Origin of the sequence: Clostridium vitabionis (genome assembly GCF_015351765.1) — a bacterium.
Classification (GTDB): Bacteria; Bacillota; Clostridia; order Lachnospirales; family Lachnospiraceae; genus Clostridium_R; species Clostridium_R vitabionis.
In genome coordinates this window covers 811,867-833,270 of sequence record NZ_JADKQA010000001.1, presented here as the reverse complement: position 1 = coordinate 833,270, position 21,404 = coordinate 811,867, and the positions used below count along the sequence as shown (strand labels likewise).

Genomic DNA, 21,404 nt, shown 5'->3' with positions numbered 1-21,404 from the left:
TGTACAGATGCTGTCTGACTTGCTGATTGGTTCGTAAAAACACAGGATTATCCGAATAATTTTATCCTAATTCTAGCATAAGGGGGAAAAATGGTAAAGCCTTCGCATTTTTCTTGAGCTATTCCGCCCGATATCTTAAAATAAAGATATCTGTTCAGGAGGATAGGGTGATGATTTATATTTTTGCGGATATTGACGGGACAATCCGCCAGTTTGACGGGAGTATCGCGGAATCTACCGTGACGGCGATCCATAAGCTTCGGGAAAATGGCTGCAAGGTTCTGATCTGCAGCGGAAGGCCGGAAGCGGAGATCGAGCAGAATGTCCTGGATATTGGTTTTGACGGGATCGTGTCATCCGCGGGTGCGCGGGTTACCTATGAGGGAAAATGTGTTGTCCAGCGGACGGTGGAGGACAGCGTCATGCAGAGGTTTGTGCGCTACGCCTCGGGACATGAATACCTCGTGGTGTGCCAGAACCACAGGGGAAGCTATATTCTTCGGAGGCAGCTGGCAACATATACGATGATCTCCAATGAGACACAGAAGCGGCTGGGTGAGACGAATAAACGGCTGCTCCTGCTTCCCGCACCGGTCGATACGGTCGAAGACCTGAAGGATACGGAAAAGTTCATGTTTTTCGGCAGTGTTGTCCCGACCGACGCGCTGACCTGGATGTGGACGGATCAATTTGATTTTCTCCCGTTCAGCTTTCCGTGCCCCGTTCCCTATGGCGGCGAGGGGAGCATCGCCGGTGTTGACAAGGGTTATGGGATTCGTGAGCTCTGCCGGGCGGTTGGCGCTGACCTCCGGGATACCATCGCCATCGGTGACAGCGGCAATGACATCCCCATGCTGAAAACGGCGGGTCGCGCGATCGCGATGGGAAACGGAACACCGGATGCGCTGAACGCGGCAGATATGGTTACCGACAACATCGGAGATGACGGATTTGCCAATGCGTTCCGAAAACTGGGATTTATCTGATGAGCCATTGGGAAGGGCTGCCGGAGACGGCAGCTCCTTTTTTACACAGGGGACTTAACGCGCGGGAGCCCGGCGGGCGAAGCGTGAGTTTAGTGCAGGCTATGCAAATTTGCTTCTGCCCTTCAACTGGATATGAAAAGATCAGAAAAACTGTACTTGTAAATTGCAAAAATAATTCAATAAAATACAGGACAGTTATTGACAGAAGTCTTCCTCGCAATATAATGGGAGTAAATGCAGCGGTTCTGTACATGCCGATCTTAAGCTGCCCCGGCATGTGCTGAACGGTTACGAACGATCTTGAGAGGGAGGGTTAACCATGAAAAAGATTTTCACGCTTCTGCTCATTTCGGGGCTTGCCGCGGGGATTTTCGCCGGCTGCAGTTCCGGAAAGGCTCAGGAGGCAGCGGGAAGTACAGACAGCATTGGAAGCGCCGGGGTTTCCGGAGAGACATCTTCCGGTGCCTCCTCAGGCGGGAAGGTATTTACCTATGCGAGGGATTCCTCGACCACTTCCTTCGATCTCCACCGCGAGATCACCATGAACAATGCCTTCGCCATCGACAAGGTTTTTGAGCCGCTGGTTATCTTTGACCAGGATGGCAATATTACAGACTGGCTGGCAAAGGACCACTCGATCAGCAGCGATGGCCTGACCTACACCTTTACCCTGAGGGACGGCGTCCAGTTTTCTGACGGGACACCGATGACCGCGAAGGATGTCGTGTATTCGATCAACCGTCATCTGAGCACAGACGGCCCGCTTCCGCTGCAGGGGGAGATCTCCAATGTTTCTGCCCCGGATGACCATACGGTGGTGATCACGCTGGGCTCCGCGTACACACCATTCCTCGCTGAGCTCGCGAATTTCTCCAACGGGATCCTTCCGGAGAATCTGGAGGGGAAGAGCGAGGAAGACTTTTTCAAGAATCCGGTCGGCACAGGCCCGTTTGCCGTCTCCTCCTGGGATCCCAGCGGAGATCTCACGTTCGTGAAAAACGAACACTATTGGAGAGAAGGGGAACCGAAGATCGACAAGCTGGTCTATAAGACAGTAAGCGACGGCAATCAGGCGCTCAATCAGCTGAAGGCCGGCGAGGTAGATGCCGTGGAATCACTCAGCTACGCGAATGCGGAGGCGGTCAATTCCGCCGCGGATACCCGTGTCCTGACCAGCGGGAGCTGGAATGTCGAGGAGCTGTTTTTCAACACGCTGGATGAACATTTTTCTGACGTTCATGTCCGCCAAGCGCTGGCGCAAGCGATCGACCGTGAGAATCTGACGAAGGCACTCACATTCGGCTATGGGGAAACGGCAAATACCATCCTCCCGAATGCGATCCGCTACAATACCTCGGATACGGTGAATGCCCTCGCCTTTCATACGGATGCGGCAAAGCAGGAGCTCTCAGAGAGCGCATACCCGGACGGGTTCAGTACATCGATCCTGATTCCCTCCGGCAATAACACGAGGCTCCAGGAGGCGCAGATTATCCAGGCGGCAGGCCAGTCGATCGGGATTACGATCCAGATTGACCAGCAGGAGACGGCGGCATTCCGGGACAGCTTCATGAACCTCAATTATTCGATGATGATCAACAGCGCGACTGCGGATTATCCGGATGCGGATTCCATTTTCTCCTTCCAGGTAGATCCGGACGGGTTCAGCAAGTGCTACTGGACGAGCTATCATTCGGATGACGCGGCTGCGCTGTGGAAAGAAGGGCAGACGGAGCCCGACGGGGACAGCCGTGCCAAGACCTATGCGGATCTTCAGCAGCTCCTCGCGGAGGATGTCCCCTATCTTCCGCTGTACTACCCGAATGTCTGCATCGGCGTGCGGAGCAATGTCAGCGGGTTGGAAGTGCTTCCCAACGGCTCGGCACGATTTAACGATGTCACCCTGAATTGATGGGGAAAATGAAAATGGCAGAGAACAACAGCAGGGGACAGCGATGAACAATTCCTTATTTCCGGCCGGGCGGGGCGCCCGGCCATCTGCCGCCTCGGGGAGAAATCTTCCCGGGCGGTGGTTTTTCTTTCTCCTTCTCCGGTCACTTGCCGTGATCCTGATGGTCATGGCCGCGGTTTTTTTTCTGATGCGTCTTGTTCCGGGTGACCCGGCAGTCATGGTGCTCGGTGAGCATGCCTCACCGGACGCCGTGCAGGCCCTCCGAGAGAAAATGGGACTTGATCTTCCGGTAAGCAGCCAGTTTTTCCGGTTCCTCCGGAATATGGTTTTTCACCTGGACACCGGGACATCCCTGAAATTCGGGGTTTCCTGCCGGCAGCTTGTGTATGAGTACGCTCCGGTGACGCTGCTGCTCACGTTTTTTGCCATGGCTGTCACAGCGGTCATTTCCATTCTTCTCGCCTTTCTTGCGGCGACGCATCAAAATGGCTTTCTGGACCATCTGGTCCGGATTTTCCCGGCGTTCACCCAGGGCATGCCGGTCTTCTGGACCGGGCTTCTTCTGATCCTGCTGTTTGCCGTGCACTGGAAAATTTTCCCGGTCGGCGGCCTTGGTACCGGGAGTGCGGCCGCGGCTTTCCGGGGGATGGTGCTTCCTGCCGTGACGATCGCCTTCGGCCAGATTCCGCCGCTCGTCCGGTCACTCAGGGAGAGCATCCTCGAGGTGCTGCATGCGGACTTTGTGACTACACTCCGCGCCGCACGGCTTCCGCGGCGCCGGATTCTCTACGGCCACGTTCTGCGCAATGCGTTTGTGCCGGCGCTCATGCTGTTTTCGGTGAATTTTTCCTATCTGATCGGCGGTACACTCATTGTGGAACAGGTTTTCGCGATCCGCGGTGTTGGGACACTGCTGTTTCAGGCGATCAGCAGCCGGGATTTCCCGCTCGTCCAGGCGATCGCTTTTTACTGCGCCCTTCTGGTCGTCCTGATCAGCGCCCTTGCCGACCTGACGGCGTATCTGGCGGATCCGAGGATCGGCCGGTGGCAGCGGTGACCGGGAGAATCGCAGCGGAGGAGAGCAGTTGTGAAAACAGATTGGAAAAATAATGCAGAGAGAAGAAAAAAAATGCGCCACCGGAGGGGGAAAACCCTGGCTGCCGGCTGCCTGATGATGGGAATCCTGATCCTGCTGGCGGTGTTTGCCCCGCTGATCTGTCGCATTGATCCGATGCAGCAGGATCTTTCCGCATACCTACTGCCTCCGGGAAGCGGGCATCCCTTCGGTACAGACCAGCTCGGGCGCGACATCCTCAGCCGGGTATTCTATGCCGGCCGCACAGACCTTACCCTCATGGTGCTGGCGGAGATCGTCCCGTTCTGCCTGGGCACGGTTCTCGGCATGCTGGCCGGCTATTACGGAGGCGTGGTGAACGGCCTCATTTCCCTGGTGACAGACACCCTGATCGCATTTCCCTATTACCTGCTGGTGATCCTGGTTGCATTTTTCAACGGTTCCGGGATCGGCGGCATATTCCTCACTTTTAGTATCGTCGGCTGGATCGTTTACGCCAGGGTGGCGAAGGGGGTGACCGGCTCCCTTGCCGGCAGTGAATGGGTTGAAGCCGCAAAACTAACCGGCTACAGTGATTTCCGGATCCTTTTCCGGGAAATCTTCCCGAATGTCTTCCCGCAGGTTCTGGTCGTCCTCATGACCGATATGGCAAGCCTCCTGGTCATGATTGTGACCCTGGGCTATCTCGGCATCGGCATCACGGCGCCGACTCCGGACTGGGGAAGCATGATCGCCGAAGGGCAGAGCTTTATCACTTCGGCCTGGTGGCTGTCGGTGATCCCCGGCCTTTTTGTCGTCTATACCGGGATCGGGCTCTCCCTGATCGGCGACGGGCTGGCAGATCGGATGAGAGGAGGCATGGGGTGAGGAAACTGGATGAAAAAAAGACCGCGAGGACGGCTGGGATGAGTGGATCGGATGAGAGAATGGCTGCGGGGGCAGCCGGGGTGAGGAGCGATGAATCGCTGGAGCAAGATCTTCGGGAACATGGCGCTGTCCTTGAGGTCAGCCATTCCCGGATATCCGATTCTGCGGGAAATGTGCTGGTTCATGATTTCTCTCTCGCTGTCCATGCCGGCGAGACGGTCGGCCTGGTCGGGGAATCCGGGTCCGGGAAGACCCTGACGCTCAGGAATCTGATCGGCCTTCTTCCGGAAGGGCTCACGGAGACACACGAAGTACTTCGGCGGAATGCCGATACCGCGATGATATTCCAGGATCCCGTGCGCGCGCTTGACCCGCTCTGTCCGGTTGTCCGGCAGATCTGTGAGGTGATCCGGGTCAGGCAGAAGAAGGACAGGGCAGAGGCAAGAAAGCTGGCCGCGGTTATGCTCCGCCGGCTGGATCTCCCGGCGGAGTGGCTGCGAAGGGATCCGCTTCCGGGAGAAATTTCCGGCGGCCAGTGCCAGAGGGTAGATATCGCGATCGCACTGGCGTGCCGCCCCCGGGTTCTCCTCTGTGACGAGCCGACGACAGCACTTGATGTCACCGTGCAGAAACAGACGCTGGCGCTCATCCGGGATCTGCAGCAGAGCCTGTCCTTCGCGATGGTCTTTGTGACGCATAACCTCGCGGTGGCAGCCCAGGTGTGTGAAAAACTGGTCGTCCTCAGGGAGGGGAGAATCGTGGAGCAAGGAACGGCAGCGGAGATTTTTTCCGCCCCGAAAGAGGACTATACCCGGCAGCTCATCGCGGCGATTCTTCCGGTTCCAGAAAGGGAAAAAGATGGACAGCATTCTCCGTTGTGAACAGATCACCGCTTCTTATGGGGCAAAAACGGTTCTCCGGGATGTCACCCTGCGCGTACCCAGGGGCCGTATCCTCGGGCTTGTCGGCAGCTCCGGCTCTGGCAAATCCACGCTTGCCCGCGTCATCACAGGTCTTCTTGCACCTGCCGCCGGAAAGTTATATTATGACGGGAGGGAACTTTCCCCGCGGCGCACGCCGGACGAACGCCGAAATATCCAGATGGTCTTTCAGAATCCGGACGGCTCGTTTAACCCGCGGAAGAAGGTCGGGACGATTCTCGGCGACGTTTTGCTGTTTCATCACCGGACAGACCGTGCCCACCTCCGGCAGGAATGCGGAAGACTGCTGGAGCGGGTGGGACTTGCCGAGGGCGACCTGGAAAGGTATCCGTTGTCATTTTCCGGCGGCCAGCGGCAGCGGATTGCCCTGGCACGGGCGATGGCAGCCGGCCCGAAGCTGCTGATCCTTGACGAGCCGACGTCTGCCCTGGATGTCTCGGTACAGAGGAAAATTCTGGATTTGATCCGCAGCCTGCAGCAGGAACAGAAGTTGACGCTGCTGTTTATCACCCATGATCTCGGCATTGTCTATGATATTTGCGATGATGTCGCCGTCCTGGACGAAGGCCGGATCTGCGAGGTGACACCGTCGGAAGAGTTTTTCCGTTCCCCGCGGAGTGCACGCGGCGCCCTTCTCCTGGACAGCGTTCCGAGAATCCCGGAAATTGCGGGGGACGGGGCTTTGTCCATACGCCCGGAACAGATGGGGCAGGAGGAACGGCATGAGGACCAAATGCCTGAGCAGAAATGGGCAGGAGGAACGGCATGAGGACCAAATGCCTGAGCAGAAATGGGCGGGAGGAAAATGATGAATAACGAAAACGGGGAAGCTGTTTTCGAAGATTCACAGGCGATGATTGACCTTCACCTGCATCCGGGCTGGACAGATTTCCTGCCGGAGGACCAGGCGCGGAGGACAGCGGAAGAGCAGAAGACGCGGATCCGCGAATTTCTCCGCAGGTACCGGAAACATGGATTTGTCCTTGCCCGCGATGCCGGCGGCTTTGCGGATTTTTCGGAGGATGCCCGGAAAGAGATTTCCGGGCATCCGGACTGCACCGCAATTCTCCCGAACGGCGGGATGCTGGGAAATGCGGATCCGGACGGCAGACTTGCGGCCGCCGCGGCAGCAGGGCCATTTTCCTGGGTCAAAATTTTCGCGACCGGAGGTGTCGGCGCCGAACCTGAGCACGCAGTCGATCCGTCAGTTACCCGGGAATATTTTTTCCGGTCGGTGCAAAAGCTCCATGCCGCGGGGAAAAAAGTGATGGTGCACACCTGGGGCGGTGTCACGCTGGACTGGTGTATTGAGGCCGGAGTGGATTCTGTGGAGCATGGCGTCTACATGACCCATGACCAGGCGCAGAAGCTCGCTGAACGGCAGATTCCGCTGATCCCGACCTGCGGCATTTACCGCCTGCTCGCTGAAAGGCCGGAGCTCTTTGCACTCGGCGCTGCGTTCAGGGAGCACGCAAAGCGCGCTGCTGAGGCACAGCGGTTCTCCGTTCCCGAGGCAATTCGCGCCGGAGTGCTTCTCGGCTTTGGGACAGATTTTTATGCCGATCCGGCGCTGGCTGATGAGGCCAATGCAGAGCTGGCCACCCTTGTGGATCTCGGGCTGTCCCGCGAGGCGGCAATGCAGACAGCGGTGGAGAATGCGCGGAAGATTCTCGGGCTTAGCTCGGAGGAAAAGGCCAGGTAATTCTTGGGCTTAGCCCGGAGGAAAAGGCCAGGTAATTCTCGGGCTTAGCCCGGAGGAAAAGGCAGGTAATTCTCGGGCTTTACCCGGAGGAGAAAATCAGGTAATTCGCGGCCTAGACCCGGAGGAGAAGATTGGACAGACGAAAATTGATCAATACGGCTGTCCCGGTGGCGTTTGCGGCACTTGGGGCAGCGTTGGCGCTGGGATTTCATCCCGGGAGAACAGGTACCGCGGAGGCGGGGGAAGTCCCCAGGGAGGCGACAGCGGCAGAGCTTTCCGGGACGCTTCCGGAGGAAAGCCTGTCGGAGGAGAACTCCTCAGAACCGGAAACGGCACTGGAAGCGTCCGCCGAGGAAGCGTCCGCCGAGGAATCGACGGCCGCCGCGGAAATCCATCCGATCCCGGTAACCAGCATCCTGCACGGTGTACATCTCTGGACCGGATTTGCGGCCTGTGAATCAGACGGTGAGAACGGCAGGAGTGCCGGGAGCGACGGAGGCCATGCCTACGGCATTTTCCAGTTCGACGACCGCTGTGACCTCGACTGGTTTCTCCGCCAGTGTTTGGCGGCGAATCCGGTAAAGTATGCCGCTTTCCGCCCGTTCACGGAAAAGATGCCCGAGGCGGGTGGGGATGATGCCGCCGTTGCTTTGGCGCAGTCGGAAAATGCAGCTGTCTCGGCTCCGGCCGCCGGAACGGATACGGACAGTGCGGCGGATGCCCCGGAAGAATCCCTCGAGGTAAAAATCGCGGAAAAGGCCGCGACGGAGGCGGAATTATCCCGCCGGGATGAGGCCTCGCTGATCGATGCCTGGCATAAGGTCTATGACGCGGATCCGGAGGGATTTACGGACATGCAGCTCAGATGTTTTGCCAAGCTGTATTATCCGGCCTGTGTCCGGCAGTGCGCCGCGAGAGGCATCGATCTCAACAGCAGCGCTTATTCCCCGGTGCTTCGCGGAACTTTATGGAGCATCAGCATCTGGGCCGGAACCGGCGGACTGCAGAATGTTGTGGACAAGCTTTCCCCGGCAATGACCGAATCCGAAATGCTTGATGTATGTTACAGTGAAGAGACCGCGTCCCTCAAGACCGGAACGCCGAAGTACCGCACCCGGTGGACCAGCAGGCAGCCGGCGCTCGCGGGAAAAGCCCTGGAGAGATGGTCAGCGGGAAAATCCATTCCGGAATACGTCGGGTCATGATTTGTTCGGAATTTTGGCATATTTATTCGATAAAGCAGACTTTAACGAACCAATTTAAGTATCCGCGGAACCCCCCTCTTTCGGGCGGTCCGGCGGATATTTCTTATGCTGCCTGATGCATGACGGCTGGTGGCTGGCAAATTACTGGTGTGCCTGATCCAGCATCCGGTCAACCCAGCCGCTGTCGACAACCCAGCCGGTGACCGGCGTGCTGTCCGCCATCGCACCGAAATCCTTCTCGACAGACCGGTAGAGTTCACGGTCAAAGGGAACCGTTCCCTGGATGGTGCCGGCTAGGTAGAAATCCAGCTGGAATTCGTCATCTGACTTTGGCGAAAACAGCGGGACCGCCTTGGCGATCCCCGGATTTTTTTTTGCCGACTGGGAAATCGCCAGAATTTTGATGATCTCGATAAAACGGTCGTCCAGTCCCGCTTCCCGGATCAGGATTTTCTCCACCAGGCGGTTGAAGGTATCCGTGATCCGGAAAACGCCGCCCTGCGCAGTAAGTTCCTTGAGAAAATTGTCAGATAATTTCTCCGCCGCCTCATCAACAGGGGCGTATGGACAATAATAGACGGCCAGCTGTATTTTCTGATCGCGGTAGACAAAGGGAAAATCTTTCATGACCATCAGCCCATTCTCATCCTTCGTTTTGGGGAAAATTGCCCCGGTCAGGACATTTTCCCGCTCCTTCGGATTGCCCGTGACGTCAATCACGCGGATTTCTTCCTCACTGTTCAAATCGAAGCTCCTTTCCTCTTCTGCCTGAAAACAGATAAGCCGGGATGTTTCATCCCGGCTCGGTGATGTCCTGCAAAACCGCGCAGGTTATCGATGATGGCCTGCCGGCTTACGGATGGTCAGATGCTGTGTCTTGCCTCCTCGGCTTCCTCAGGGGAAACCAGGAGGAACAGGTATTCCGTATGGCTGGAGAACCAGCTCTGGGCGTAGGAACAGGTAACGAGCGCCCTGCGGTCGGATTTCCGGATGGTCTCAACGGTCTCCCGCATGAGGCGGGAGGCGATGCCCTGGCCGCGCAGGGAGTCGTCGACGAAGGTGTGGGTGATGTTGACCAGCCGCCCGCCCTCGGACGGGAAATCACAGCTGGCGATCACGCGCCCGCTCTCATCCTCAAGCCAGATCCGGTTGTCTTCGTGTTGAAACGGCAGTTCACGGTCAAAATTCATGATTTCTTGTCCTCCGGCTGAAATCCGCTTCCTGCACCATATTTTACCGCCTGGTCCCTGGCAAATTTCTGCTTCATCTCGGCGAATTTCAGAATGATCTCCACGGCGCCGTCGTAGCCCACCACACTGCTGTTGATGCAGAGGTCGTAGCTCTTGGAGCTTCCCCAGCGCTTGTTGGAATAATAGTTGTAATAGCTGGAACGGCGCTTGTCCGTCTTGGACATGACGTCCCTCGCCTTGTCCTCGGAAATGTTGTACTTGGCGGCCAGATGGCGTACCTTGTCCGCGGTATCGCCCCGGATAAATACCGAGACAACGTTCGGATAGTCAGCCAGCGCGTAATCCGCGCAGCGGCCGACGATCACGCAGGATTCCTCGTCGGCCAGCTTTTTGATCGTGTCGAACTGGGCGAGGAAGATCTTGTGATTTAACGGCATGTCCATGTAGGCGCTGGCCGTGTATCCGCCCATCGAGTAGGTATCCATGACAAGGGAATAGAGAAAACTGTTGGTCGGCTTCTCATCGTGGTTCTTGAATAGTTCCTCGCAGAGCCCGCTGTTTTTCGCCGCCAGCGTGAGCAGTTCCTTGTCGTAGCACTTGACGCCGAGCTTTGCGGCGGTCTTCTGCCCGATCAGCCGCCCCGCGCTTCCGCATTCACGCCCGATGGTGATAATCAGATGATTATTCATAAAATCCCTCCTTCTCTGTCCGAGTACGGGAAATTTTCAACCTCTAAGAAAAATATACCATAATTTTTCAAAAAAGTCATCAGGCATTCGGCATATTGAACAAATGATGTCAGCTGTCTGCGAGCTGCCGGGTTCCAGCATCCCCCTCAGGGGATGCCGAACGGTTACTGCTTCCTGAGCTTTTCCAGCAGGTCTGAGAAGTATTCCGGGAGTGGCGCCCGGAATTCGACATACTTGCCGGTGCCCGGATGGATAAAGCCGAGAACGCCGGCATGCAGGGTCTGTCCCTCCAGAGAAAATGGCTGCTTTGCCGGTCCGTAGACCATGTCCCCGACGAGCGGATGACCGATCGAGGCCATGTGCACACGGATCTGGTGCGTGCGCCCGGTTTCCAGGCGGCACTCGATCAGCGTATATTTCCCGAAGCGCTCAAGCACATGGTAGTGGGTGACCGCATTCCGCCCGTGCCTCGTGTTCACGCTCATCTTCTTCCGGTCGGTGGGATGGCGGCCGACCGGCTTGTCTACCGTTCCGTCATCCTCGCGGATATTGCCGAAAACCAAGGCGTAATAGATCCGGGTGATGGAATGAACCTTCAGCTGCGCGGCGAGGCTCCGGTGCGCCTCATCGTTCTTGCAGGCAACAAGGACGCCGGTGGTGTCCCGGTCGATGCGGTGCACGATGCCCGGCCTGAGGACGCCGTTGATTCCCGACAGGCTGTCCCCGCAATGATAGAGCAGCGCGTTGACCAGGGTGCCGGTGCTGTGGCCGGGCGCCGGGTGGACGACCATGCCCTTCGGCTTATTGACGACGATCAAGTCGCTGTCCTCATAGAGAATATCCAGGGGGATATTTTCCGGAAGGACATCCGCCGGTTCCGGATCCGGCACCTCAAACTCGATCCGGTCTTCCGGGCTGACGCGATAGCTGCTCTTCACGGCGGCGTCATTCACCAGCACCATCCCGGTCTTGAGGAGCTTTTGAAGAAATGAGCGTGTGTAGGCGGTATTCTCCGCGAGATACCGGTCGATCCGCATTCCGGCAAGTTCCTCAGGAACCGTATATTCCTCGGTCAATGCCCCTCTCCTTTCCTTTTTCCCCAGTGGAAAATGTAATCGTATTCGCTCTCGTCATAATAAAAGAAGGCGAGCAGGACGAGCAAAACCGCAGAGACCGTGACATAGCAGTCCGCGACGTTGAAAACCGGGAAATCGATCAGCTGAAAATAAAAGAAATCCACCACGTAGCCGCGGAAAACCCGGTCGATCAGGTTGCCGAGGGCTCCGCAGAACAGGAGGAACAGGCCGAAGCGGAGCGGCAGGTACCTGCGCGCTGCCGGGGTCCTCCGCAGGATCAGGAGAATGCCGGTGAGGACGACTGTGGTCAGGAGGTAGAAAAAGAGGAAGCCGCCCTGCATCATTCCGAATGCCGCGCCCCTGTTCTCGATATAGCGGAGGACAAAGACATTTTTCCAGAGGACAAGGTCGGTGTGACGCTCCAGATGAGCCTTTGCCAGGAATTTCGTGTACTGGTCCAGGGAGACCAGAAGGATAACGCCGAGGATAAATGCGGCGGTGTGCGTTCGATGTTTCGCCATGATGGTCATCTCCTAACAAAATCGGTCAATGTCGGCGAAAATCCGCCCTTTTTTGGACTCGCCGCCGGTGCCTGCAAAGCGGAATTTCCCGAGACCCCGGACTGCGATGACGGCGCCCGGTTTCGGGGAAAACGACGCGGAGGTGACACAGGTTCCGTCCACGAAGGCCTTTCCGCCGTCGATCCAGAGGGCAGCCTTTGTCCTGGAAAGCCGGAAAGCCAGGGCGACCAGGGCGTCCAGGCGGACGGAGGCAAGGCTCCCGCTGACCCGCTCGGTCTTCGGCCGGAACGTGCGGCCCTCAGGACTGCGGGCACAGACAATCTCGGTATGCCGCACCCGGGTAAATTCCCGTGTGATGTAATCGGCGATCCGCTCGAGGCAGAACAGGTGGCAGACCTTGTCCTCGAGAACGAGGTCGCCCACACAGCTCCGCTCAATGCCCAGGTTCATCAGCGCGCCCAGATAATCCCGGTGGGTCAGCTCCTCGGTGAAGCGGCTGTCGGCGGGACGGGCATCCAGGGAAACGATGGGAACCCAGGATGGGTCATTTTCCTCCGCATAGGAAGGAAGAAAACAGGCGATCTTCCGCTCTGCTTCCGGGTAACCGCCGGCCAGCAGAAATTTTACCGGAGGAAGCTTGCCCTGCTCCGCGCGGAAGACCGCCTGTTCGTCTAATGCAAGAAAATCCGTATACGTGGGAATATCCCTCTGCCAGCAGGCAGAGGAAAGCTCCCGTATACGGTTCTTCAGAAAAGTATTCTCTTTATCGTCCATGTCGATCAGTAATGAACATTCATTCTTGTGATGTCAAGTGATCCATCAGCCAGGATTTCCGGGAAATCTCCGGACAGCTCAACATTCGCCGGGGTGGCGATGAAGATGTAGTTGGAAATCTTCTGGAGATTGCCGTTGATGGAATAGGTGGAACCGCAGGTGAAATCGATGATGCGCTGTGCCATCTCCATCCGCATGCCTTCCATATTCAGGACAACAGCCTTGCCGCCGAGGAGCATGTCCGCGATCTCCCGCGTGTCCTCCATGCTGTTCGGCTTCACCAGGGAAACCTCCATGCTGCCGCTGCGCTTCATCGGAACAACCTTGGTATTGGAGCGGGAGATGTTCCGGGCCTGCTTGTCGTCGGATTCCTCCTCATCTGCCGCCTTGCGGGAGGCAAAAAGCCTCTTTTTCGGAGCGGCTTCCTCTTCCTCCTCGGGCTCGTAGTCATCGTAGTCGTCATCCACATCATCGTCCGTAAGACGTGTCAACTCCAAGAATTTGCTGATAATACTCATTGTGCTCTGCTCTCCAATCCCAGTTCAATCCGCCGATCGATGAACCGCTGTTTTGTAATTATACCTTTCCTATTATCCCGATTTCCCGATTTACTGTCAACTGATATCCGGCAACGCAAATCTGACAATTTCCTTTCGGCTAAAATTTAAAAAAATGTAAGAAATCGCCGGTCACTGATAGATCAGCTGGTTGTCGGTTACCTGGGAGGCGTCGAGGACGATATGGTCATAGACCGCAAGGCCGTTCTGGGTGTCCTTCCGGACAATCATATACTCACCGTTGTCGGTGAGCTTCTCAATCGGCCGGAAGACGGCGTAGCCCTTGTTGATGTTGAAGGCACCCTCCATCGGCTCGGTCTTGCCGACGGTGTATTTCTCATCGGAATTCGGCTTGACCAGGACATCGCCCTCCTGGATTTTCCCGTCCGCGGTCTTCTCCACATAGACATAATCGTTCGTCTGCCGGTAGATATCCACGGGGGTAAATTCCACGGAGGTTGACCCATCCTCGCCGTAGACCTGCTTGTTGAAGCCCTTGTCATCGTCCCCGCCGTTTCCCCCGTTCGTCAGATAATCCGGGGGGATCGTGTAAAATTCGCGCTGCACGACGGCGGTATCCGGGATCTTGAGGCCGCTGGACTGGTCGGAGATCACCTCAAAATCCACGAAGCGGTCAGAACAGAACTGGATCATGTACTTGTCGAAATCCAGTTTTCCGTATTTCGCGCCGTCCTGCCCGTCAATCACGCTGTAATTGCCGGTGAGTGCGATGTCCGACTGTGAGGTCTTGATGGTCAGTGTGTTCTTGCCGTCGAAGGCGTTCTCTGCATCGTCATCGAGGGGAAAGACGATGGACCAGTCCTCCGAGGTGATCAGCTTGTAAATCGGCGTGCCCGCCTCTGTCAGCTCCCCGGATTTCACTGTCGACCGCTTATACTTCGACCGGTCAAAAGAATCCTTGGTGAGGGAAGCTGCGTCAGTTCCCTCGAAACCGTCAATAATGTACGAGACAACGCCTGCCTCCGAGGTTGACGCCTGCTTGTAGTTGATTCCCTGATCCTGAAGCGCCTGCTGGAGGCTCGACAGCTCATTCTGGTTCATGTATTCCGAGACGGCGCCCTGGAGAGAATACTGCTCCGAGTAGGCGGTGCTGAAGCTGCTGTCCGTGTAGGAAGACGCGAAACCGCTCAGCTGGTTTTTTACGCTCCGCATCCCCTCATCGGAAATCGAGGTTTTGGACGCATTCTCGGAGAGGAAGCGCCCGAGATCGCCGGTTTCGTCGAGGGAGTAGACCGAAGCGCCCTTAGCCGCCCTTTTGCCCTCCCGGACAAGGAAATTAACATAACCGGTTGTATCGTCGGAGACGACATTTTCCTGCCGCAGGATGATGCCGCTGTAATTCTTATCGTTGACGATACTGCCCTCGACGACCTCATAAAATTGGATGTTGTCCCGGGAAAAATAAGAATAAATGCTGTACGCCAGATAGATAAAGACAACCGCGAAGATCAGGAAGCCGATATCGAGTTTTCTCCGGCGCCTTCTCATACGGATGACTTTGGAATTCTTTGCCATAATTTAGCACCTTCCGCCAGGCTTCCCTTCTTGTGCAGAAGCCATCGCTGTAATATCCGGTACAATTATAGAGTCCGTCCGGACAAAAGTAAAGAACCGGCGGTTCCTCCCTTTCGGGGAGAACCCGCCGGTCCGCAAGGTTCAGGCTGATTTTCGCTCACAGAGAAACGATAATATCTTTCTTCGCGCTCTCCGGGAGCTCGCTTCCGTCGCGGGAAACGCTGAGGACAAAATCTACTTTATATTTCTCACTGATCTGCTTCAGGACGTTCAGGCACTCTTCGATGTCCTTCCCCTCAAGGCAGGAAAGCTTGAGGAAGCTGTCCAGGTACATCTGGTCAAGATCATGATCCTGGCAGATAATTCCGCAGACAAAGCCGATGAATCCGTCACAGGTATCGACCGGGTATTCGGAGACGTTGATCAGACGGATCTTGTTGTTCAGTTCATACATATGCTTGGAACTCTTATCGAGGTATACAACCGTACCCTTCGAAGTCTTGACGGCATTGTTCGCCATATCGAGAAGATACTTTGTCTTACCCTTTCCCTTTGTGCCTGAAATGATCTGAACCATAAGCTTGTCCTCCTTGGTCTATATTGCAGCGGTCAGCACCGATGCGACTTTATTTTTAGGCAATATGCCTCAAAATCTGAACTAATTATAATATAAATTCAAACACAGTGCAACATTAACGTCCGATTTTACTGATGATATTTGTCATGTTGTCATAAAGATTCTGGCGGTTCTGCGCTTTCAACACGACGGAAATATATTTTCTTCCTTCCTCGTCCTCCGTATCCATGACGAGGCAGGCGCCGGCGGCGATGGTGGTTCCGGTCTTTCCGCCGATGACCTTGAGGCCCTCCGGCGTCTTGATTTTCCCGGTGAGATACCAGTTGCTGTTGGACCAGGTTTTCTTCACCGGATTCCCGTCCGCGCCGGTCCAGCTGGCCTCGTACGAAGCCGTATTGATGATCTCCTGGAATTCCGGGATCTTGAGCGCCTCGTTGAACATCAGGTAAATGTCGAAGGCGGTCGTGTAATGGTTTTCGTCCTGCAGGCCGCTCGGGTTGGTGAAATGCGTCCCGGTGCAGCCGAGTTCCCGCGCCTTCTCGTTCATGGCCTTGACGAAGTCGTCCACGCTGCCGCTGACCTGGACGGCGATGGCGTTCGCCGCGTCATTGCCCGAGGGAAGAAGCAGGCCGCGGAGGAGATCCTTCATCGGGATCTTGTCGCCGGGCTTGATGCCGCAGAGCGAGGCACCGGGTTCCGTGATTACCGCGTCGTCCGTCACCGTGACCACATCCTCCAACTTGTCGTCCTCGAGGGCGAGGATCGCGGTCATAATCTTTGTGATGCTCGCCGGATAGAGCTTCTCGTAAGGTTCCTTCGCATAGAGAACCTGAGGGGCGTCCGCGCGGAACAAAATCCCCGCCTCCGCTGTGATCCCGGTATCATCGTACTTTTCCGCGGGATCAGGGACACTGAGATCCTGAGCGAACATCTTCATGGTCCCCCCGTGCGCCATCGGGTAATTGGACAGGCGCTCCTCATACCGGTAGGGATTGACCACCCGGTTCCGGTAGGCGGTAATGCCGAACAAAACCGCGGCAAGAAGCAGGATGAACAGAATGAGCCTTAACGGGGAATTTCGCCTCCGCCTGCCCCGGGACCGGCTGACATAAGAACCCTGCCAGCCGTAACCGGCGTGCCCTCTCCCGCTCCCCAGGCCGCCGCGGCGGGAATTTTCCAGGATATGCCCATGACGGGTTGTGTAATTGATCATTTATACATCTCTCTCCATTCAAGATCGCCGCGGTCCAGCGCCTTGATCAGGAGCTCAGCTGTTGCCAGGTTTGTGGCCATCGGGATGTTGTGGATATCGCACATCCGTACCACATCGTTGACATTCGGCTCATGCGGCTTCGGCGCCAGCGGATCGCGGAGGAATATGAGAAGGTCGATCTGGTTGTTCTCGATCGCCGCGCCAAGCTGCTGGCTTCCGCCGAGATGCCCGGGCAGAAACTTGTGAATCTGCAGGTTGGTGACTTCCTCGATCAGTCTTCCGGTTGTGCCCGTCGCATAGAGTTCATGCTTGCTCAGGATTGCCCTGTAAGCGATGCAGAAATTCTGCATCAGCTTTTTCTTCGCATCATGCGCGATCAAACCGATATTCATAACCTTCTCCTCCTTAATTACTCTCGCTTGTCCTCTGAAGTCCGATATTTAGCACGATTCCCATGCCGATAAACATGCTCAGCATGGAACTGATGCCGGAGCTGATAAACGGCAGCGGCAGTCCCGTGTTGGGAAAGATTCCCGTCGCCACGGCGATGTTGGCAAAACTCTGGAATGCCAGCAGGGAAGCCATACCCGTGCAGATCAGTTTTCCCGTCCGGTCCTCGGCATGCGCCCCGATCCACAGGCATTCGAATACGGCGGCCGCGTACAGCGCGATGACCAGCATACAGCCGACGAAGCCCATCTCCTCACCGATGATCGCAAAGATAAAGTCCGTGCTCTCCTCGGAGAGAAAGTTTCCGTTTTTGACCGAAGCCAGGGTGTTATTGAACAGCCCCTTGCCCCGGAGCTGGCCGGATCCGATGGCCATGATGGAATTGTTCTGCTGGCGGTTGATGTCCGCATACTGCCCGCCGCTGTCGAAGAATCTTGCCAGGATCCGCTGCACCTGATACTGATGAAGAAACGGCAGCTTATCCTGCAGCGCCAGATAAAGGACGGCGGATACCGTCGGGATCCCCACAATGAGCGCCCCGCCGATCCAGCGGTAGCTGATTCCGGCACTGTAGATCATGCAGAGCAGCATCACCGTGATGACGATCGTTGTGGAGAGATTCGGCTGCTTGAAAACCATGGCCAGCGGAATCCCGCAGAGAACCATCATCTTCAGGATCGTCACCGGCCGGTTGATCGTGTCCTGGCAGCGTTCCAGGAACCAGGCAAAGAACAAAACCATGCCGATCTTGACGAATTCTGAGGGCTGGATCTGCACCGGGCCGAGTTTCAACCACCGCACGGCCCCCTTGTGGTTGATGCCGAGGATGAGGACCAGGCCGAGAAGCCCGATGCAGATCCCGTAGATTGGAACCGCGTACCGGACCAGGCGGTGATAGTCCACCAGGGATACGGCCAGGCAGACGGCGAGGGAAAGGCCGACGCCGACGGCCTGTTTCATAAACAGGCTGCTGTCCTGCTCCGCGGCACTCCGGACGGCGAGAAGCCCGATTCCGCTGAGTGCCAGGATATAGACCAGCAGGCGCAGGCGGTAATTTTGAAAATGATAGCCAAAAAACATGGAGTACGACCTCTCTTTGTATTCTACCTTAACGGAGACCCCCTTGCAAGAAAAATCCGCAGGCAGCCAAGCGCCGCAGGCGCTCGGAACCTCGCATCCCGCGAAGCAGGGCTTTGCGGGATGCGGGTTCTGAACAGTTCCGGAAAAATTTCCGCGGCTGCAACGCTCCCGTATTCAGTCCCCGTTGATTCTTTCGTTGGAGGCGGTCAGCGCCTGGGAGCTCAGGACATCCTGGATCGAGGTCTGGCCGTAGTAGAGGCTGTAGACATTTCTTGCCGCCAGGGCCGCGTTGGAGCTGGAGTAGCCGTTCGGGATATTGACCGTCACGGCGATTTCCGGGTTCTCGTAGGGCGCGAACGAGATGAAGAAGGCGTGGTTGCCCCGGGTCTTTGACTCCTGCGCGGTTCCGGTCTTGCCGGCAATGTTCACCGGGAACCCGTTAAACACCTTGTTGACCGAGCTGTTGGTCACCACGCGCCGCATGCCCTCCTGCACCGCATTCCAGGTGCTGTCCTTGATGGCCAGCTGATTGGAAACCTCCGGAGAGTAGTCCTTAACGAGATTTCCCCGGGAGTCCGTTTCCTTGTCAATGAGGCTCAGGTTATAGACCGTGCCCCGGTTTGCCAGGGCAGTCACGTAGCGGTTCAGCTGGATGTTGGCGTACTGGTGGGTGCCCTGACCCATCGCGGACCGCTCCGGGTCGGTGTCCGAGATCTTGGGCGATGCCTCGGAGATCTCGATGCCGCTTGTGCGGTCAAGGCCAAACATGGAGGCATATTTCTGGATCCGCTGGATGCCGAGCGCTGTCTCATAATTGCCGCTGCCATCCAGGCAGAGCCGGTGGCCGACCTCCGAGAAGAAGTAGTTGCAGGAGTTCTGGATTCCGGTGATGACATTTTCCGGGCCGTGGTTCCCCGGGTAGATCCAGCATCGGATCGGGACATCGACACCCTCATAGATCCCGGTGCAGGTGATGATGTCGTTCACTGAGAGGACGCCCTCCTCCAGCGCGGCGATTGCCGCGATCGGCTTGAAGGTCGATCCGGGCGCCTTCAGGGTCTGGGTCGCGTTGTTCCGGAGCGGGAGCGACTGGTCCTGGTTGAGCTTATTGAAATAGGAAATGTCGTTGATCCGGTTGTTGTCATAGCTCGGGTAAGTGACCAGCGCCAGGACCTCCCCGGTTTTCACGTTGGTCACCACGCAGCTGGCGGTGCATGGATCCAGGGCGAGCTGGGCCGGCGTGATCTCGATATTCTGGATCTTCGACATCAGGATCGCGTAGGCGGTGTTGGCGCTGCCCGACCGGAGCTGGTTTACCGCGGTGTCGTCCCAGGCGAGAACCTTCTGGTCATAGAGCGCCAGCATGAGCTGGTTTCCCGTGACGACATTGTCGTTAATCAGGTAGCGGTAGATTTTTTTCTTGAAATCCGTGTTATCCTTCAGGGCATTTTCCACATAGTCGGCTAGAGCGGAGAAGACAGCGTCCGCGTCGGAATAGCGGCTGCCGATGTTCAGCTTCGTCGTGTCGATCCAGTTGGCGGAAATGCCGTAGTACAGGTAATCCCGGAGGCTCATGGTGCCGTTTTTCCAGGCATTATATTCGTCCGAGGAGGTGTCGATCTTGTCCTTCTGGATGATGCCGACGCTGTCCCCGGAGAGATAGGTGTAGATGAAGTTCATGTAGGCCTTCATCGACTCCGGCAGGCTGTTCATCGGCAGGGGGGACGCACCGGTCAGCTGCTCGCGGATCTGGGCGTCGATACCGCCCCGGGCGTTCTCGTAGGCGCTCTCAATCTGCTTCTCCGTGGCGGAGGCATCCTCCGCGGTGAAATGCGACATATCGAGCACATTATTGTTGATCAGCTGGTAGTAGGCATCCTTCACCGGGATCTTGATGTGCGAGGAGTCAATGTACTGGATGGTACTGGCCTCCTGGTTCACGATCGTGTTCAAAAGGACACCGGCCAGCTGGCGCTCCAGGATATAGTAGATGCCCTTCTGCAGGTTCAGGTCCAGGGTCAGGTAAATGTCATCGCCGGCAACCGGGTCCGTCTTGTCCGTGATCGAGAGGACGCGGCCGACATTGTCGACGTAAGCGGTCTCCGATCCCTTCTTCCCCTTGAGCTGGAGCTCCATGGAGGCCTCGATGCCGGTTCTGCCGACAACATCGTTCAGCTCATAGTCCTGATCCTGCTGCTTGAGTTCATCCAGTTTTTCCGCGGTCACCTTGCCGGTGTAGCCGATAATCGGGGCAAAATACTCCGCCTCGTGGTAAACGCGGGTGGTGGATTCCTCCACATTTACCCCTGCGAGGTCCGCGGAGTGTTCGAGGATATCGGCCACGGTTTCGTCGTTCACATTTTCCGCGATCGTGGTGCTCTCATACTTCTGGAATGCGGTAAAGCGCATGGTATACCGGATATCCAGCATCTGGACGGCGGTCTTCCCGTCGGGGGTCACCGGATTGCCGTCACGGTCGTTGGTCTTGTCCAGCTTATAGTCGGACCAGAGGCGGTCGTAGAGCTCCTTCGCGGTGATCGCCGAGGGATATTTTCCCTCACTGTCATCGAGGTCATCGACGCTCTTTACGCCGTAGTAATCCCGGAGGAAACGGAGCCTGGCGCTCTCACTTTCCGAGGTGTAGGAAAGGTTTCCGCTGTCATCGACGGCAAGCTCCAGGGCGCCGTTCACCGAAGCCCCGTGCTTTTCCAGGATGGTAACCAGCTCGTAGAGCATGGTGTTGACCTCCAGGTCCGTGGTGTATTTCCCCACATCCTGGATGCTGATGTTGTAGGCGAGCTCGTTGCTTGCGAGGATATTGCCGTTCCGGTCATAGATATTTCCCCTCGTTCCCGGGGTCCGGATGACCTTTTCCGCCATGGCCACGTATTCCTTCTGGTAATTCTCCCCGTTGATGATCTGGAGATGGAACAGGCGCACCGCCAGCACCGAAAACATGGCGAAGAAGAATACGCCGAGGAAGAAAAGCCGGCTGGAAAGGATCCTCCTTACCAGGTCGGCGATGAAATCTTTGAAATCCTGAAACACGGTCT

21 protein-coding genes are annotated in these 21,404 nt (G+C 56.7%); 8 read left to right on the top strand and 13 right to left on the bottom strand.

Going from position 1 to position 21,404, the window contains the following annotated elements; all coding sequences use genetic code 11:
* Positions 1-170: 170 nt before the first annotated feature.
* The 8 genes from ISF27_RS03555 to ISF27_RS03520 all read left to right on the top strand — a co-directional run bounded on the left by ISF27_RS03555 (position 171) and on the right by ISF27_RS03520 (position 8,688).
* The gene (locus ISF27_RS03555) at positions 171-986 is read left to right on the top strand and encodes a Cof-type HAD-IIB family hydrolase (protein ID WP_194609150.1); all 816 of its coding nucleotides are present in this window, start codon (positions 171-173) and stop codon (positions 984-986) included.
* 319 nt (positions 987-1,305) lie between these two features.
* On the top strand, positions 1,306-2,898 hold the full coding sequence (locus ISF27_RS03550; RefSeq protein ID WP_194609147.1) for an ABC transporter substrate-binding protein: 1,593 nt from the start codon (positions 1,306-1,308) through the stop codon (positions 2,896-2,898).
* A gap of 43 nt (positions 2,899-2,941) precedes the next feature.
* A complete protein-coding gene (locus tag ISF27_RS03545; RefSeq protein WP_207727371.1) occupies positions 2,942-3,955 on the top strand; it encodes an ABC transporter permease in 1,014 nt (337 codons plus the stop codon).
* Between the two features lie 30 nt (positions 3,956-3,985).
* Positions 3,986-4,840 carry an ABC transporter permease gene (locus tag ISF27_RS13245; protein WP_207727370.1) on the top strand — a complete coding sequence of 285 codons (855 nt, stop codon included), beginning with the start codon at positions 3,986-3,988 and terminating at the stop codon, positions 4,838-4,840.
* Between the two features lie 38 nt (positions 4,841-4,878).
* The gene (locus tag ISF27_RS03535; protein ID WP_207727369.1) at positions 4,879-5,721 is read left to right on the top strand and encodes an ATP-binding cassette domain-containing protein; all 843 of its coding nucleotides are present in this window, start codon (positions 4,879-4,881) and stop codon (positions 5,719-5,721) included.
* On the top strand, positions 5,699-6,550 hold the full coding sequence (locus ISF27_RS03530; RefSeq protein WP_194609145.1) for an ABC transporter ATP-binding protein: 852 nt from the start codon (positions 5,699-5,701) through the stop codon (positions 6,548-6,550). The genes ISF27_RS03535 and ISF27_RS03530 overlap by 23 nt, the downstream gene beginning before the upstream one ends.
* A 39-nt stretch (positions 6,551-6,589) precedes the next feature.
* Complete coding sequence (locus ISF27_RS03525; protein ID WP_194609143.1) at positions 6,590-7,483, top strand: amidohydrolase family protein; 894 nt, start codon at positions 6,590-6,592, stop codon at positions 7,481-7,483.
* Between the two features lie 131 nt (positions 7,484-7,614).
* Complete coding sequence (locus tag ISF27_RS03520) at positions 7,615-8,688, top strand: hypothetical protein (protein WP_194609141.1); 1,074 nt, start codon at positions 7,615-7,617, stop codon at positions 8,686-8,688.
* Positions 8,689-8,829: 141 nt separating this feature from the next.
* On the opposite strand, the gene ISF27_RS03515 is transcribed toward ISF27_RS03520, so the two are convergent.
* From ISF27_RS03515 to ISF27_RS03455, 13 genes are all read right to left on the bottom strand, one after another.
* Positions 8,830-9,432, bottom strand: coding sequence for a CpXC domain-containing protein (locus ISF27_RS03515; RefSeq protein ID WP_194609140.1), 603 nt, complete (start codon positions 9,430-9,432; stop codon positions 8,830-8,832).
* A gap of 119 nt (positions 9,433-9,551) precedes the next feature.
* On the bottom strand, positions 9,552-9,878 hold the full coding sequence (locus tag ISF27_RS03510) for a GNAT family N-acetyltransferase (RefSeq protein WP_194609139.1): 327 nt from the start codon (positions 9,876-9,878) through the stop codon (positions 9,552-9,554).
* Complete coding sequence (locus ISF27_RS03505) at positions 9,875-10,567, bottom strand: cytidylate kinase-like family protein (protein ID WP_194609137.1); 693 nt, start codon at positions 10,565-10,567, stop codon at positions 9,875-9,877. The genes ISF27_RS03510 and ISF27_RS03505 overlap by 4 nt, the downstream gene beginning before the upstream one ends.
* A gap of 164 nt (positions 10,568-10,731) precedes the next feature.
* Positions 10,732-11,604, bottom strand: coding sequence for an RluA family pseudouridine synthase (locus tag ISF27_RS03500; RefSeq protein ID WP_194609686.1), 873 nt, complete (start codon positions 11,602-11,604; stop codon positions 10,732-10,734).
* Between the two features lie 35 nt (positions 11,605-11,639).
* Positions 11,640-12,164 (bottom strand): signal peptidase II, encoded by a 525-nt coding sequence (gene lspA / locus ISF27_RS03495; protein WP_194609135.1) that lies wholly within the window; start codon positions 12,162-12,164, stop codon positions 11,640-11,642.
* Positions 12,165-12,176: 12 nt separating this feature from the next.
* Complete coding sequence (locus ISF27_RS03490; RefSeq protein ID WP_194609133.1) at positions 12,177-12,938, bottom strand: YlmH/Sll1252 family protein; 762 nt, start codon at positions 12,936-12,938, stop codon at positions 12,177-12,179.
* 5 nt (positions 12,939-12,943) lie between these two features.
* Entirely contained in the window at positions 12,944-13,429 is a 486-nt protein-coding gene (locus ISF27_RS03485) for a cell division protein SepF (RefSeq protein ID WP_407926041.1), read from the bottom strand.
* 198 nt (positions 13,430-13,627) lie between these two features.
* Positions 13,628-15,031 (bottom strand): HlyD family efflux transporter periplasmic adaptor subunit, encoded by a 1,404-nt coding sequence (locus ISF27_RS03480; RefSeq protein ID WP_194609129.1) that lies wholly within the window; start codon positions 15,029-15,031, stop codon positions 13,628-13,630.
* Between the two features lie 157 nt (positions 15,032-15,188).
* A complete protein-coding gene (locus ISF27_RS03475) occupies positions 15,189-15,608 on the bottom strand; it encodes a twitching motility protein PilT (RefSeq protein WP_194609127.1) in 420 nt (139 codons plus the stop codon).
* A gap of 115 nt (positions 15,609-15,723) precedes the next feature.
* Positions 15,724-16,821: a D-alanyl-D-alanine carboxypeptidase family protein gene (locus ISF27_RS03470; RefSeq protein WP_235986002.1), complete on the bottom strand. Its 1,098-nt coding sequence runs from the start codon at positions 16,819-16,821 to the stop codon at positions 15,724-15,726.
* A complete protein-coding gene (locus ISF27_RS03465; RefSeq protein ID WP_194609125.1) occupies positions 16,818-17,213 on the bottom strand; it encodes a methylglyoxal synthase in 396 nt (131 codons plus the stop codon). Before ISF27_RS03465 ends, ISF27_RS03470 begins: the two co-directional genes overlap by 4 nt.
* Before the next feature lie 13 nt (positions 17,214-17,226).
* The gene (locus tag ISF27_RS03460) at positions 17,227-18,351 is read right to left on the bottom strand and encodes an FtsW/RodA/SpoVE family cell cycle protein (RefSeq protein WP_194609123.1); all 1,125 of its coding nucleotides are present in this window, start codon (positions 18,349-18,351) and stop codon (positions 17,227-17,229) included.
* Between the two features lie 174 nt (positions 18,352-18,525).
* Positions 18,526-21,399, bottom strand: a complete 2,874-nt coding sequence (locus ISF27_RS03455) for a penicillin-binding transpeptidase domain-containing protein (RefSeq protein WP_328701491.1) — start codon at positions 21,397-21,399, stop codon at positions 18,526-18,528.
* Positions 21,400-21,404: the final 5 nt, after the last annotated feature.

Bases quoted from the DNA above. Each gene is read 5' to 3' on its own strand.
- ISF27_RS03500 (WP_194609686.1), bottom strand. From the start codon at position 11,604: ATGCGGATCGACCGGTATCTCGCGGAGAATACCGCCTACACACGCTCA.
- ISF27_RS03550 (WP_194609147.1), top strand. From the start codon at position 1,306: ATGAAAAAGATTTTCACGCTTCTGCTCATTTCGGGGCTTGCCGCGGGG.
- lspA (WP_194609135.1), bottom strand. From the start codon at position 12,164: ATGGCGAAACATCGAACGCACACCGCCGCATTTATCCTCGGCGTTATC.
- ISF27_RS03490 (WP_194609133.1), bottom strand. From the start codon at position 12,938: ATGGACGATAAAGAGAATACTTTTCTGAAGAACCGTATACGGGAGCTT.
- ISF27_RS03465 (WP_194609125.1), bottom strand. From the start codon at position 17,213: ATGAATATCGGTTTGATCGCGCATGATGCGAAGAAAAAGCTGATGCAG.
- ISF27_RS03510 (WP_194609139.1), bottom strand. From the start codon at position 9,878: ATGAATTTTGACCGTGAACTGCCGTTTCAACACGAAGACAACCGGATC.
- ISF27_RS03505 (WP_194609137.1), bottom strand. From the start codon at position 10,567: ATGAATAATCATCTGATTATCACCATCGGGCGTGAATGCGGAAGCGCG.
- ISF27_RS03525 (WP_194609143.1), top strand. From the start codon at position 6,590: ATGAATAACGAAAACGGGGAAGCTGTTTTCGAAGATTCACAGGCGATG.
- ISF27_RS03480 (WP_194609129.1), bottom strand. From the start codon at position 15,031: ATGGCAAAGAATTCCAAAGTCATCCGTATGAGAAGGCGCCGGAGAAAA.
- ISF27_RS03555 (WP_194609150.1), top strand. From the start codon at position 171: ATGATTTATATTTTTGCGGATATTGACGGGACAATCCGCCAGTTTGAC.
- ISF27_RS03545 (WP_207727371.1), top strand. From the start codon at position 2,942: ATGAACAATTCCTTATTTCCGGCCGGGCGGGGCGCCCGGCCATCTGCC.
- ISF27_RS03530 (WP_194609145.1), top strand. From the start codon at position 5,699: ATGGACAGCATTCTCCGTTGTGAACAGATCACCGCTTCTTATGGGGCA.
- ISF27_RS03470 (WP_235986002.1), bottom strand. From the start codon at position 16,821: ATGATCAATTACACAACCCGTCATGGGCATATCCTGGAAAATTCCCGC.
- ISF27_RS03535 (WP_207727369.1), top strand. From the start codon at position 4,879: ATGAGTGGATCGGATGAGAGAATGGCTGCGGGGGCAGCCGGGGTGAGG.
- ISF27_RS03460 (WP_194609123.1), bottom strand. From the start codon at position 18,351: ATGTTTTTTGGCTATCATTTTCAAAATTACCGCCTGCGCCTGCTGGTC.
- ISF27_RS03475 (WP_194609127.1), bottom strand. From the start codon at position 15,608: ATGGTTCAGATCATTTCAGGCACAAAGGGAAAGGGTAAGACAAAGTAT.